Genomic DNA, 13576 nt, shown 5'->3' with positions numbered 1-13576 from the left:
CTCGTTAGGACAAGTCGCCATGACCTGGGACTCCGGATCGCGGGTAATCCCTGCCTTGCTTGGCCTGCTCACGCTCGGCGCGGCGACCACCGCGGCCCCTTCCGCAGCGTGGGCCCTGGACTCCGAGCGCGCCTACTCCAGCGCGTCTCAGCAGATCAGCAGCGTCTCCTCCGGGCTGGGCGCCATCCAGGCGGCGATCCAGAAGTCTCGCGGCGAGGAGCGCACGCCGGCGCAGCGCATCGCGGACGCCGTCCTGTTGATGGGCTCCCGGGACTACGAGCGCGCGGCCAACGTGCTGAACCAGGTGGTCGAGAAGTACCCTGACCATCCGACGGCGTTCCCGGATGCGCTGACGCTGCTCGGCGAGACGTACTTCCGCTCGAAGCAGTACCTCTCGGCGCGCCGGGTCTTCCAGCGGATCGTCTCGAGCGGCGCCGAGCCGCGCTTCGCCGCCTACCAGGCGAAGGCGCTCGGCCGGCTCGTGGACATCTGCCTGCGGATCAAGGACTACGACGCCCTCGACGCCGTCTTCGCGTCGATGAACAACGTCCCGTCCGGCGCGGCGGGGAGCGCCCTCTCGTACGCCCGCGGCAAGGGCCTCTACGTGAAGAAGGACTTCGGCGGCGCGAAGGCAGCGCTCGGCGCGGTCGACCCGCAGAGCGAGTACCTCCACCAGGCGAGGTACCTGCTCGGCCTCATCGCGGTGAAGGAAGCGACGCCCCCGCCGGAGCCCCTCAAGGAGGACGAGGCGCCCGCGGCGGTGCCCAAGACCCGCTACGTCGCCGCGATCGACCTGTTCCAGCGGGTGACGCAGCTCCCCGCCGACACGCCGGAGCACCGGCGCGTCATCGACCTCGCGTGGCTCGCGATCGGGCGGCTCTTCTACGAGGCCGACCAGTGGGCGCAGGCCGTGCAGGCGTACGGCCACATCGATCGCGTCTCGCCCGAGTTCGGGACGATGCTCTACGAGCTCGCCTGGGTGTATGTGCGCCTCGGCGACGTCGACCGCGCCCAGCGGTCGCTCGAGATCCTCGCGATCGCCGAGCCAGACAGCCAGAACATCGCGGACGGCTCGCTGCTCCGCGGCGACCTGATGCTCCGCGCCGGCCGCTTCGAGAAGGCGCTGAAGGTGTACGAGGGGGTCCGCGCCACCTACGACCCGATGCGCGCGCGCGTGGACGCCTTCCTCGGCTCGACGAGCGATCCCGCGGTCTACTACGACAAGCTGAGCCAGGAGCAGCTCGAGGCGCTCGACACGAACTCCGCGCTCCCGCCGCTCGCGGTGCAGTGGGCGCGCGAGGCCGAGGACGGCCCGGCGGCGTTCGCGGTGATCGACGACATCAACCAGTGCCGCGAGCTGATCAAGCAGTCGAACGAGCTGATCGAGAAGCTGAACGCCGTGCTCAGCTCGCCCAACCGGGTGCGCGCGTTCCCGGAGCTCAGGGCCGGCGAGGAGAAGGCGCTCGCGCTGCTCAACCGGGTCGCGCTGGCGCGCCTCGCGCTCGGCCAGGGCATGGACGACGTGGAGGACGGCTCGCTCTCGGGCGAGATCGGCAGCGTGCGCGCGAGGCGCCGCGCGCTGGAGAAGCGCCTCTCGCGCGTGCCCGTCACCGACGCCGACTTCCAGGAGCGCGAGACGCAGGCGCTCCGCCAGTGGAACACCCAGTCGCAGCGCCTGCAGCAGCTCACGCTGCAGATGGACACGCTCCAGGCGACGATCAACGGCCTCCGGCGGGTGCTCCGCGAGGGCCCGCAGGCCGGGGTCGTCCGCGATCCTGCGAGCATCGCGCGGTTCGAGGCAGAGCTCGCGCAGAACGAGCGCGACCTCGCGCTGTACCGCCAGCAGTCGGACGTGCTCCGCCGACAGATCAGCGCGGGCCGGGTCCAGGTCGGCTTCGGCGATCAGCGCTTCGTCGAGGACGCGCAGGTGCGCAAGGCCCACCGCGACGCGTTGACGCGCGAGGTCGAGCTGGCCGCCGCGGGCGCCGGCGGCCAGGATCTCGCGGCGTACGCCCAGCGGATCACGCCGGTGCTCCGCTCCGGCGACGCGGCGGACGCCAGGCTCGAGGCTGCCCTCCGCGAGATCGAGGGCGAGGTCGCCCAGAAGTCCGCGGGGCTCCGGCAGATCGTCGGCCGGGAGACGGCGAGCGTCGTGCACTACTCGGTGCAGCTCGAGGCGCTCGACCGCGAGGCGCGCCTCGTCGTCGGCGAGGTCGCGATGAGGAACTTCGGCCTCGTCCGCGACCGGCTGAAGAACATCATCCTCCGCGCCGACGTCGGCATCACCGAGGAGGCGTGGGAGGTCCGCGAGGAGCAGATGACGCGTGTCCGCAGCCTGCAGGTCGAGCGCGCCCGGGAGGATCGGGTCCTCAAGGAGGAGCTCAACGAGGTCCTCGACGACAGCGGCGATCCGGAGGATGAGAAGTGAGCAAGGAGCATGGCGGCGCGAGCGCGCCGCAGAACTCTGACCTGCCGCGCGCAGAAGCACGGGCGCAGATCCTCGGGCCCGGGGCCGCGCGCGCGCCGCACGGCCGCGGCGTCGAGCGCGCGGGGCGCCGGCGCCCGCGCGGCGCGCTCGGGTTCGCCAGCCTCGCCCTGGTGCTGGCGGTCGCGCCGCTCGCGCTCTCCCAGCCGGGCGGCCAGCCCGCGCCTGCGACCTCCGCCGTCCCTGCGACAGCGCCGACGACGCCAGGCGCCCCTGCGCCCGCTGCGCCCGCTGCGCCGGGCGCCCCCGCGCCCGCTGCGCAAGGCGCCACGCCGCCCGCCGCGCAGCCTGCGGCCGCCCCTGCGCCCGCTGCGCTTCCGCCGGTGCAGCCCTTCGCGCCCCCGATGTCCGCCGGGCGCAAGCAGGCGCCGCCGCCGCCTCCTCCGACGCCCGCCCAGCTCGCCGCGCTCGCCGCGCTCGAGAAGGAGGCGTCCGCCTACGAGAAGGCGGCCCGCGACTACCGGAGCGCCATCACGCGCATCGTGCAGCACCACTACGAGGACCGGCGCCGCCGCATCCTCTCGGCGCTCGACCGCGAGATCGAGACGGAGCGGAAGGGGCTCCGCGACGCCCGCGAAGAGGCGATCCGCCGGCTCGAGGTGTTCGTCCAGCGCTACAGCGGCCCGAACGCCCACCCGGAGAACACCCCCGACGCGATGTTCCGCCTGGCCGCGCTCTACGAGGAGCGCGCCCGCACGGACTCCGACGCGAGCGAGGACCTCAGCGCCGCGCTGCTCCCGGCCATCGCGCTCTACAAGCGCGTGATCAGCGAGTTCCCGCAGTACCGCGAGCTCGCCGGCATCTACTACTACCTCGGCCACGCGCTGAACGACTCCGTGCGATTCCCCGAGGCGCAGCAGGTGTGGCGCTCGCTCGTGTGCCACAACAAGTACCCGTACCCGGTCGCGCCCGATCCGAAGGATCCGACGCGCGACACCGTCGGCAGGCTCCCTCAGGACCACGACGACGACTACTGGACCGGCTGGGAGGCGCGCCACCCGACGCCCATCGGCTCGACGCCGGGCGGCCGGGCGATCCAGCCCGCCCGCAGGGCCGGGAGGGGGCAGGCGCCCGTCGTCGAGGACGAGACGGCCTACACCAGCCCGTACCCGGACGAGTGCCAGCCGATCCCGCAGAAGACGGCGCTCGGCGCCGAGCCCCGCTACATCGCCGAGGTCTGGTGGCAGATCGGCGACTACCACTTCAACGAGATCGACCGCGCTGGCGGGCCGTTCAACTACAACAGGGCGGAGTCCGCGTACCGGCAGTCCATCAAGTACAAGAAGCCGCCGGTCCACGGCGTCGCGATGTACAAGCTCGCCTGGACGTACTTCAAGCAGCAGCGCTACGAGACGTCGGTACGCCAGTTCATCGAGCTGCTCCGCTACACCGACGAACAGGAGAAGCTGACCGGCGATCCTGGCGCGGATTTCCGGGCGGAGGCGTACACCTACATCGCCGGCTCGCTCACGTACCTCGACTTCGTCGGCCCCGGACCGGACGAGCCGTACATCCCGCGCAACGACGTCCTCGACGTCGAGACCGACCCGCGCATGGCCGAGCAGAAGATGCGGGTGGCCATCGAGCGCGTCCAGGATCCCAAGCTGATCCCGCAGGATCAGAAGTGGACGGTCGAGATCTACAAGGCGCTCGCGATGGAGTTCAAGGAGCTCAACCAGTATCGGAACACGATCGAGGTGAGCGAGATCATCCTCCAGAAGTGGCCGATGCACCGCGACGCGCCCGTCGTCCAGAACCAGATCGCGGACATCTACGACACGCTCACGTCGCAGTCGCGTGAGGGCACGGCGGAGCGGGCGCTGAACTCGGCGAAGGCGCTCGAGGCGCGCACGAAGCTCGCCCAGTACGTGGGGACGACCCCGTGGGTCGAGGCCAACAAGGACGATCCCGAGGCGATCCAGACCGCCGAGCGGCTGGTGCGCGGCGGGCTCCGTCGGGCCGCGGCCGATCACACGAACGCCGGCAGCGCCCTCGTGCAGCAGGCGCTCACCGTGAGCGAGAAGGAGACGCGCGACCCGATCTTCGAGCGCGCGCTCAGCGAGTACCGCCTCGCCGCGCAGGGCTGGGCCGGCTACCTGGCCCAGGACGAGAACGCCCCCGACGCGTACGAGAGCCGGTACTGGCTGGCCGACGCGCACCACATGGTCGTCGTGATCACGGTGGCGATGGATCGCTCGCCCACGCGTCAGGAGGTCGAGCTGGCGCGGAGCTCCGCGGTCGGCGTGCGGGACTCGAACGAGGACGACAAGTACCTGCAGCCGGCGGCGTACATGGTCGTCGACACCGCCCACCAGGCGCTCCTGGATCGACACAAGCTCTTCCAGCGGACGAACGGCGCCGAGGGCCTCGAGCCGCGCGAGAAGCTCAAGATCGTCGGCGAGGGCGACGAGCAGCGCGTGATCGCCGAGCCGCTGCCCCCCGAGGTCCAGGCGGCCGTCACCGCGCGGGACGAGTACATCCAGCGCGTCCCCCCCGCGCTCGACGCCCCCAAGAACATCGACCTCTACGCGTTCCAGGCGGCCGACTACTACTTCCTGTACGGCCAGTTCGCCGAGGCGCGCAGGCGGCTCGAGCCCATCTACAACACGCAGTGCGGCAAGACGGAGTTCGGCTACAAGGCGTGGGAGCGGCTCACGACGATGTCGAACCTCGAGAACAACGTCGAGCAGAGCCGCAAGCTCGCCGAGGCGGCGCTCACGCGGAGCTGCGCGGTCAGCGAGGAGCAGAAGCTGAAGGAGGGCGACATCGCCCGCCCGACGATCTCTCGCGGCTACTACCTCGACGCCGCCCGGGCCTTCGAGAAGGCCGAGAAGATGCCGGACGGCCCGGCGCGCGTCGCCGCCTGGCGCGAGGCCGCCGCGCTCTACCGGGTCGCGCTCGAGAAGGCGCCGGCCCGCGACGAGGCGCCGGAGGCCGCCATGAACGGCGCCTATTGCTACAAGCAGGTCGGCGACTACGACCAGGCCATCGAGATGTACTCCCTGTTCATCAAGGAGTACGGAAACGAGGCGAACCTGGCGAAGCTCGAGAAGGGGGACCCGGAGGCGAACCCTCCGAAGAACCCCGATCCGAAGCGCTACGCCGACCGGGTGAAGTACCTGAAGCAGGCGTACGACGCGCTCTCCGCCGCGTACGTCCTCTTCTTCAACTACCGCAGCGCGGCCGAGACGTACGACACGATCGCGCGCAACACGCGGTTCGAGCAGGCGGCGCGCCGGGACGCGGCCCGGAACTCGGTGCTGCTCTACGCGAACATCGGCGAGCGTGACAAGATGACCGCCGCGCGCGCCACCTTCATGGGCCTGAACCCGCCCCCTGAGCAGAAGGCCGACATCGACTTCCTCGTCGCGTCGGCGGACCTGAAGGCGTGGGACGAGCAGGGGTCCGACGAGGGCCCGAACCGCGCCGCGCGCACCAAGGCGATGCAGTCGATGGAGGCCTACTACGCGGCCAACAAGAACAACCCGGCCGCGAGCGCGTACGTCGTCCAGGCGGCGTACCACGCGTCGAAGATGCGCGCCGCCGCCGCCGACCCGCGGGCGCGAGAGTGGTGCAAGAACACCATGACGGCGTTCACGTCGTTCCGGAATTCGGCGACGGGGGACAAGCCGAAGGCGCTCGGGTCGCTGCAGGCCGACATGGCGGCGGAGTGCGCCTACAAGGCCATCGACGACCGCATCAAGGCCGAGTTCGACTACGACACCGGGCACCACCGCTACGAGGGCGTCATCGACCAGGTGAAGCGCGCCTTCGAGGCCGACATCAAGAAGGCCAACGACAGGTACTGGAAGGAGCTCCAGGAGGTCATCACCGCGTACGAGTCGAGGCAGTGGTCCGCCGCCGCGCGCGCGCGGCAGGGCTCGCTCTACGACTCCTGCCGAACCGGCCTTTACAACGCCCGCCCGCCGGGCCTCCGGCTCTACACGGACAAGGAGGAGAAGCTCCTCAAGCTCGCCGAGACGAGCGATCGCGAGGACCTCCAGGAGACGGCCGACGCGCTCCGCCAGAACCGGCGCGAGCAATGGCGCGCCGCGCGCGAGCGGCTCCTCGCCGACGCCGACCAGGCGATGGTGAAGTTCTACGTCGAGTCCGTCGTCTGGGCGAAGGCGTGGAAGGTCCGGAATCCGTCCGTGGATCACGCGATCCAGCGGCTCGCGTTCTTCACGGACATCCTCGGCGACGCCAAGCTCCGCGAGTGGAGCCAGGGGATCATCGATCCCGAAACGAAGCGCCCGTTCGAGTACAAGGATGGCCTCTTCCTCCGGACGCGACCCGGCATGACCCCGCCGCTCGCGCCCGACGGCCTCCCCCTGCCCCTGCCGGTCGTCCCATGAAGCGCCGCCTCCCTGTCACGCTCCTCGCTTGCCTGCTCGCGGCCCTGTCGCCGTTCGCCCTCGCGTCTTGCGGCGAGGAGGCGACGCCGCCGCCGAAGGCGCCCACCCGCCCGGTGGGCCCTGCCGGCGCGACCCCGCCCGTCCAGGCGCCGTACGGCATGACCGACGCCCCGAGCTCGGCGCGGCCGTACGATCAGCCCGCGCAGACCGCGCACCCCGCGATGAACGCCCGCGCGGCGGCGGTCTACCAGAGCGGCCTGCAGGCGTTCGCGAACGGCGACCTCGCCAACGCGCGGGCGCTGTTCGCGCAGGCGACGCAGGCCGACCCGCGCGCCCACCAGGCGTTCTACTCGCTCGGCGTGGTGCAGGAGCGGCTGCGCGACCCGGGCGCGGGCGCGAGCTACCGCCAGGCGTTCACGCTCGTGCCCGACTACGAGCCCGCGATCATCGCGTACGCGATGCTGCTCGCCAGGAAGGACCAGCTCGGCGAGGCCGAGCGCCTGCTCAACGAGAAGCGCGGCCAGATGCCGAAGTCGGCGGCCGTCGCGGCCACGCTCGCGGAGATCAAGTCGCTCCAGAAGGACACCGGCTCGGCGCAGCGGCTCGCGCAGGAGGCGCTGAAGATCAACCCGGACTACCGGCCGGCGATGGTCACCATCGCCCGCGATCACTACAGGAACCGGCGCCTCGACCTCGCCCTGTACGCGCTCCAGGCGATCCTGGACGGGTTCGAGCCGGTCAGCGAGAATCCGCCGCGCGACCGGGACAACGCCGAGGCGCTGCTGCTCCGTGGCCTCATCTACCGGGAGCAGGGGCAACGCGCTGCGGCGCTCGAGGAGTTCCGCAAGGCGGTCACGCGCCGCCCCGATCTCGTCGAGGCGCGGGTGCAGCTCGCGACCTACCTGCTCGAGGCGGGCAACGCCCAGGAGGCGCTGCCGCTCCTGGAGGGCGCCGTCCGGTTCGACTCCGAGCACATCGCCGCGCACCTCAACCTCGGGGACGCTTACCGCCTCCTCGAGCGCTACACGGACGCGAAGCGGGAGTTCGACTGGGTCCTCGCCCGCAACCCGAACCTGCCGCAGGTCCACTACGATCTCGGCCTGCTCTACCTGTTCGCCCCCAGCATTCCCGGCATGACGCCGAAGCAGCAGGTGGCGGAGGCGATCAAATCGCTGACGAAGTTCCAGGAGCTGCGCAACAAGGGCCAGCGCGACGACTCGGAGGAGCTCCTGAACCGCGCCAAGCTCAAGGAGGGCGAGCTCAACGCGGCTGCCGCCGCAGCGCAGCCCGCGGCCCCGCCTCCTCCTGCTGCCCAGGCCGACGGCGGCGTGGCCGACGCCGCGACCGACACGTGAGGGAGACCATGAGCATGTACAAGGCACTTGCGCTGGGTTCGGTCCTGCTCGCGACCCTCTGCCATGTCGAGCGCGCGGACGCGCAGGAGAAGGGCAAGCAGCGCGGGGTCATCACGCTCGCGGAGGTCACGATCACCGGCCGCATCCAGAAGCCGATCGCGGCCGTCGACGTGAGCCGGATCCAGCCGAAGCTCACGCTCGCCGAGCTGCGCCAGCCGTTCCTCGACCGCATCGAGCAGGCGATCTTCAAGGAGCCGTTCTAGCGCCGCGCGCCGGAGATCCTGCCCGATCTCCGGCTCCCGCCTCACCCCGAGATCCCCGCGCGCGCCCGACCTGCCGCCGTGTCCGCCGTGCTCTTCATCGCGCTGTCGATCGCGGCGAGCGGCGCCTGCGCCGCCGTCTCGTGGCGCCACCCGGCGCAGGTCGCGGCCGCGACGGGCGCAGACCTGACGGCGCTCGCGCGCTCGCTCCGCGCGCTCCCCGTCGACGCGCGGCTGGCCGAGCTGGCGCGCCGATCGCCGCCCGGGAGCTGGGAGCGCCGGCTCGCCGACGAGCTCCTGTCCGCCGCCGGCCCGCGCGCGAGGGTCGCGACGGCGAACGATCTCCTCGTCGAGATCGAGCAGCGGCTCGACGTCGCCGCGGGTTGGCCGCGCGCGGCGGCGCGCCTGTCGGCGCTCGTCGCGCTGCTCCTCGCCACGCTCTCCTACCTCGCGCAGGTCGGCCCGTCCGTCATCGTCTTCGTGCTCGGCGCGGGCGCCGCCGGCGCGATCGCCTCCGCGGCGGCGGGGCGCGCGGGCCGCGCCGCCGCCGCGCGCAAGCGCGAGGCGATCGACGCGCTCGTCGACGTCGTCCTGGGACCGCTCGACGGAGCCGTCAGGAAACCTCCCGCACCATCGCGGCGTCCGCGCCGCGCGTCCCGCTGAGCGCGGGCTCGCTCTCCTGGACCGCCCGTGCGCGTGCGTGTACCCTCGCTGGCTGTGGTGTCCTTCGCCGCGCAGCGCTTCTCCCGCGGTCCGAGGCCCGGGGCCTGGCGGGCCCCGGAGCGCGGCTCCGGCCGCCGGGCGCGCGCGGCGTCGATCCCTGCTTCGTCCCCTCTCGCCCGGAGTCCCTTGGAATGACCCAGCAGCACCCGCTCCCCACCCCGTCGCGCCCCGGGCAACCCGGGCAGATGACCGCGGTCATGCGGGCGGTCGCACCGGTGACCGGCCCGAAGGTCCTCAGGATCGGCCTGGTTCAGGGAGGGAAGGTGATCGAGGAGCGCGTCATCAAGCAGCGCACCCACGTCACCATCGGCCCCAGTGAAAAGAGCATGTTCGTCATCCCGAGCAAGAGCATCCCGCCGAGCTTTCGGCTGTTCGAGCTCGTGGGGGGCGAGTACTTCCTCAATTTTCTCGACGGGATGACCGGCCGGGTCGCCTTCAAGTCCGGCGTCTCGGAGCTCTCTGCGCTCAAGGGCTCCGCCAAGCGCGCGCCGGCGGGCAACGCGCAGGCTTACCAGATCCAGCTCAGCGAGGAGGCGCGCGGCAAGATCGTCGTCGGCGAGACGACGTTCCTCTTCCAGTTCGTCGCGCCGCCGCCGGCGCAGCCCAAGCCGCAGCTACCCGTCTCGGTGAGGACGGGGATCGCGAGCGACATCGACTGGACGACCACGATCATCGCGGCGTTCTCGTTCCTGTTCCACTTCGGCGCCGTGGGCTCGATCTACTCCGACTGGATGGACCCGGTGGTCGACGATGAGGTCGACGTCGCGCAGCTCCTCGAGTCCGTGAAGCAGCTCCCCCCTCCGCCGGTGATCGAGCAGCCGAAGGACAACGCCGACGCGCCTGCCGCGACTGCGGCGCCCGCCGCGGAGGCGCCGAAGGCGGCGAGCGGCGGCGGGAACAAGGGCGCGGCTGCCGGCCCGGCGAAGGGCTCCGGCGGGATGAGCGACGCCCGCGCATCGGCGCTCACCAACGAGCTCGCGCAGCTCGACATGCAGATGCTGGGCGCGCTCAACTCGAGCGGGAACGCGACCTCCAGCGTCCTGAGCTCGGGCGACGTGCCGACCGGCCTCCTCGAGAACGCGGCCGCCTCCGGGTCCGGCGTCGGAAAGGGCGGGGTCGCCGGGCTGAACATGGGCGGCGCCGGCGGGGGCACGGTGCGCCCTGGCGCGGCCGGCGGCGGCGGGCTCGCGAGCATCGGCAACACGGGGACCAGTGGTCCTGCGACCGCCGGCTCGGCGCAGACGGTCAAGGGGCCGGTGGGCAACGCGCAGGTCGGCGGCGCCGCGGTCTCCGGCGGGAGCGTCTCCAATGCGCCCTCCGTCGTCGCCGGAATGACCGCAGGATTCCGTCGTTGCTACAACAAGGGGCTCCAGGAGGACCCGGGCATGAAGGGCTCGGTGAGGATCACGGCGAAGATCGGCCCGAACGGCGAGGTGATGTCAGCCACCCCGTCGGGGGGCTCCGGCCTCTCCGGGACGGTGATCTCCTGTGTGGTCGCGCGCGTCCAGAGCGCGCAGTTCGCGCCGCCCGAGGGCGGCGGTGCGACCGTCGTGATCCCTGTCACGTTCGTGAGCCAATAGCCCCGATCGCGCCTGAATCCTTGGACAAAGCGCAATCCCGTCTCCTCGCCCGAAGTTGAATGGCGCGCCGACGTCGCGCATCCAATGGGGAAGAACGTCGTACGGGTCCACCTGACGGCGAGTTACGGCCTCTCGGCACGCTCATTGCGTTTTGACAATTACGTCTGCCCGCACTTATAATCCGCGGGCCTGACTTTCGGAGGCTTCGATGAAGCGCGAACAGATCCCCGGCTTTGCAGCAGTAGCGCTGATCTCGGTCGTCATCGGCCACGGCATCGCTGCTGCACAGGCGCAGACGGCGCCGCCGCCGGACGCGTCCGCGGGACTTGCGCGGCAGGTCACCCTTTCCCCGGCGGAGCAGCTCGCCCAGAGCGAGACCTTCCTCGCCCGGATGGACGGGGCCCGCACGTCGGTGCGTCGCCAGCTCGAGACGGCCCGGTCGCAGCGTGACGTCGTGAAGACGCTATGCCTCAACGACAAGCTGAATCAGATCGACGTCGCCATCCGCTCCGCCCGCGAGCGGCGGCAGGGGTTGGAGCTCGCGGTGAACCGGCGTGATGCCGACCTCTCCAACCATGAGTTCACGATCCTGACGGTGCTGCGGCAGCGCTCCGAGCAGTTGACGGCCGAGGCGAACCAGTGCATCGGCCAGGAAGCGGGATTCATCGGCGACAGCGCCGTCACGGCGACGATCGATCCGAACCTTCCCAAGGACGATCCTTCCGAGTATCCCGTCAGCCAGATCATCATCGAGCCGCCTGCGTGCAGTAGCTGTTTTCGGTAGGCGACCGCCTCTCTCGGATTGCCACTGCCCAATAGGCGATGAAACTTCGTGAAACCATAGCCGCTGCCGTAATCACACTCACCCTTTCCCCGGCGTTGGCCCTGGCGCAAGACCAGCCCTGGCTCAAAGATCGCCGCTATACAGAGGGCATCGGCATCCGGGCCGGCGACCTCGAGCTGCACCCGGGGATCGCGGCGGAGTTCGGCTATGATTCCAACTTCTTCCGCAGGGCCGAAAAGGACAGCGCCGGCGAGGATGACATCGGTCCGGTGGGCTCGTTGCGGCTCCGGATCACGCCGTCTTTCTCGCTCTCGACGCTGAGCCAGCAGCGCCTGGAGGTGACGCCCGACGCGCCGCCGCCGGACGTCGAGTTCCGCGGCGGCATCTCCGCGACGTACGACGAGTTCTTCCCGGTCTCCGGCACCGAGACGGGGCAGGAACGGCTGAGCGATCAGCGGAACGTCGGCGGCCTGCTCGACGCCAGCCTGACGATCCTGCCCCGCCGCCCGTGGTCCGCGATCCTCGACGCGTCGCTCGGCCGGACCATCGCGTCCTCCGACATGGGGCTCTCCAACCAGAGCTTCCGGCGCATCCATGCCGACGCGGGAGCAGAGCTGGTATGGACGCCGGGAGGGGGGCTGTTCGACTGGCGGCTCGGTTACCGCTTCCTGGGCACGTTCTTCGAGGTCGACGAGTTCGAGGGGCTGACGAACTTGCAGCATGTGGTCCGGACGCGCGGCCGCTGGCGCTTCCTGCCGCGCACCGCGCTCATCTACGACGCGTCGCTGGGGTTCGTCGATTATCCGAACCCGAGCTCGCAGCATTCCTCGCATCCGCTGCGCGCGCAGCTCGGGATCAACGGTCTCGTGACATCGTCGTTCGGTCTCCTCGCGATGGCCGGCTGGGGCGCGAGCTTCTACACGCCGGAGAGCGATACGGCCGTGGTCCACGACTTCGACAGCGTCATCGGCCAGCTCGAGCTGAAGTGGTTCCTGACGCCGAACCCGGGGACCGATCCTGAGGCGGCGACGCTCGCGCTGTCCTCGCTGTCGGCGGGCTTCACGCGCGATTTCCACGACAGCTTTCTCGGGAGCTACTACGAGCGCGACCGCGGTTATCTCAAGCTGACCTACTTCTTCGGCGGGCGTTTTCTGCTGATCGCCGACGGCGGCGTGGCGGCCCACGTGTATCCAGGGATCCCGGAGGAATCGGGTAACCTCCTCGGGCGCGTGGATCCGTGGACCGACGTTCGCATCGATGCCTCGCTGTTCGGCGAGTACCGGATCGGGGACTCCCTGGGGATCAACTCGACCCTTCGGTACGGCAACAACGTCAGCAGCACCGCCGTGGCGCCTCGCGGAGTTGACCCGGGGAACTATCTCGGGTGGCAGCAGTTCGAGGCCTACCTGGGCGTGCGCTGGTTCATGTGATGCGGCGTTCTCGTCCGTGGATTGCCGCCTTGCTCGCGCTGGCGATCGCGGCGTGCTCATCGCGCCAGCCCGAGCCGGTGAACCTCCCCCCTCCCGTGGAGGCGACGACCATCGGGGTCGGGGACGTCTTCGAGCTCCGCGTCGTGGGGGAAGACAAGCTGCCCTCGACGTTCACCGTCGCGCCGGACGGCACCGTCGACTTCCCCTACGTGAAGCGGCTCAAGGTCGCAGGCCTGGAGCCGCAGGAGGTCGCGGAGCTGGTGCGGGCCAAGCTCATGGAGGGGCAGGTCCTCACCGATCCCAGCGTGAGCGTGAGCATCCGGGAGTACAACTCGAAGCGGGTCGAGGTGCTCGGCGAGGTGCAGAAGCCCGGGTCCCTGCCGCTTCAGCCCGGCATGACGCTGCTCCGCGCCATCTCGATGGCAGGAGGCTTCAACAGCGTCGCGAACAAGGATCGCGTCACGATCCGCAGGAAGTCCCAGGGCAAGACCGTGTTCGCCACGGTCTCGGTCGAGGACATCATCGACAACAAGATCCCCGATGTGCCGCTCCAGGCAGGGGACTCGATCAACGTCGCCCAGCGCGTCTTCTGAGCGGCCCCGCG

At 70.7% G+C, this 13576-nt stretch carries 9 protein-coding genes; all 9 read left to right on the top strand.

All coding sequences use genetic code 11. From position 1 onward, the window contains the following. The first annotated feature begins 19 nt into the window (after positions 1-19). Positions 20-2428: a tetratricopeptide repeat protein gene (locus WME76_RS28530; RefSeq protein WP_437955420.1), complete on the top strand. Its 2409-nt coding sequence runs from the start codon at positions 20-22 to the stop codon at positions 2426-2428. Continuing rightward, a complete protein-coding gene (locus WME76_RS28525; RefSeq protein WP_437955419.1) occupies positions 2425-6840 on the top strand; it encodes a tetratricopeptide repeat protein in 4416 nt (1471 codons plus the stop codon). Before WME76_RS28530 ends, WME76_RS28525 begins: the two co-directional genes overlap by 4 nt. Continuing rightward, entirely contained in the window at positions 6837-8195 is a 1359-nt protein-coding gene (locus WME76_RS28520; RefSeq protein WP_437955418.1) for a tetratricopeptide repeat protein, read from the top strand. The genes WME76_RS28525 and WME76_RS28520 overlap by 4 nt, the downstream gene beginning before the upstream one ends. Before the next feature lie 14 nt (positions 8196-8209). Beyond that, positions 8210-8458, top strand: a complete 249-nt coding sequence (locus WME76_RS28515; protein WP_437955417.1) for a hypothetical protein — start codon at positions 8210-8212, stop codon at positions 8456-8458. Positions 8459-8536: 78 nt separating this feature from the next. Continuing rightward, positions 8537-9118 (top strand): hypothetical protein, encoded by a 582-nt coding sequence (locus tag WME76_RS28510; protein WP_437955416.1) that lies wholly within the window; start codon positions 8537-8539, stop codon positions 9116-9118. A gap of 257 nt (positions 9119-9375) precedes the next feature. Further along, on the top strand, positions 9376-10758 hold the full coding sequence (locus WME76_RS28505; protein WP_437955415.1) for an AgmX/PglI C-terminal domain-containing protein: 1383 nt from the start codon (positions 9376-9378) through the stop codon (positions 10756-10758). A 208-nt stretch (positions 10759-10966) separates the two neighbouring features. Next, complete coding sequence (locus WME76_RS28500; RefSeq protein WP_061619254.1) at positions 10967-11542, top strand: hypothetical protein; 576 nt, start codon at positions 10967-10969, stop codon at positions 11540-11542. Positions 11543-11637: 95 nt separating this feature from the next. Continuing rightward, positions 11638-12972: a hypothetical protein gene (locus tag WME76_RS28495; protein ID WP_437955414.1), complete on the top strand. Its 1335-nt coding sequence runs from the start codon at positions 11638-11640 to the stop codon at positions 12970-12972. A gap of 29 nt (positions 12973-13001) precedes the next feature. After that, the gene (locus WME76_RS28490; RefSeq protein ID WP_437955413.1) at positions 13002-13565 is read left to right on the top strand and encodes a polysaccharide biosynthesis/export family protein; all 564 of its coding nucleotides are present in this window, start codon (positions 13002-13004) and stop codon (positions 13563-13565) included. Positions 13566-13576: the final 11 nt, after the last annotated feature.

The organism is Sorangium sp. So ce119 (genome assembly GCF_051524405.1).
In the GTDB taxonomy this organism is placed as follows: domain Bacteria; phylum Myxococcota_A; class Polyangia; order Polyangiales; family Polyangiaceae; genus Sorangium; species Sorangium cellulosum_G.
The sequence above is the reverse complement of the archived record's forward strand: the minus strand, read 5'-3'. Positions and strand labels throughout refer to the sequence as shown.

Coding starts and splice junctions, on each gene's coding strand:
- WME76_RS28505 (WP_437955415.1), top strand. CDS start 9,376: ATGCGGGCGGTCGCACCGGTGACCGGCCCGAAGGTCCTCAGGATCGGC.
- WME76_RS28515 (WP_437955417.1), top strand. CDS start 8,210: ATGTACAAGGCACTTGCGCTGGGTTCGGTCCTGCTCGCGACCCTCTGC.
- WME76_RS28530 (WP_437955420.1), top strand. CDS start 20: ATGACCTGGGACTCCGGATCGCGGGTAATCCCTGCCTTGCTTGGCCTG.
- WME76_RS28520 (WP_437955418.1), top strand. CDS start 6,837: ATGAAGCGCCGCCTCCCTGTCACGCTCCTCGCTTGCCTGCTCGCGGCC.
- WME76_RS28500 (WP_061619254.1), top strand. CDS start 10,967: ATGAAGCGCGAACAGATCCCCGGCTTTGCAGCAGTAGCGCTGATCTCG.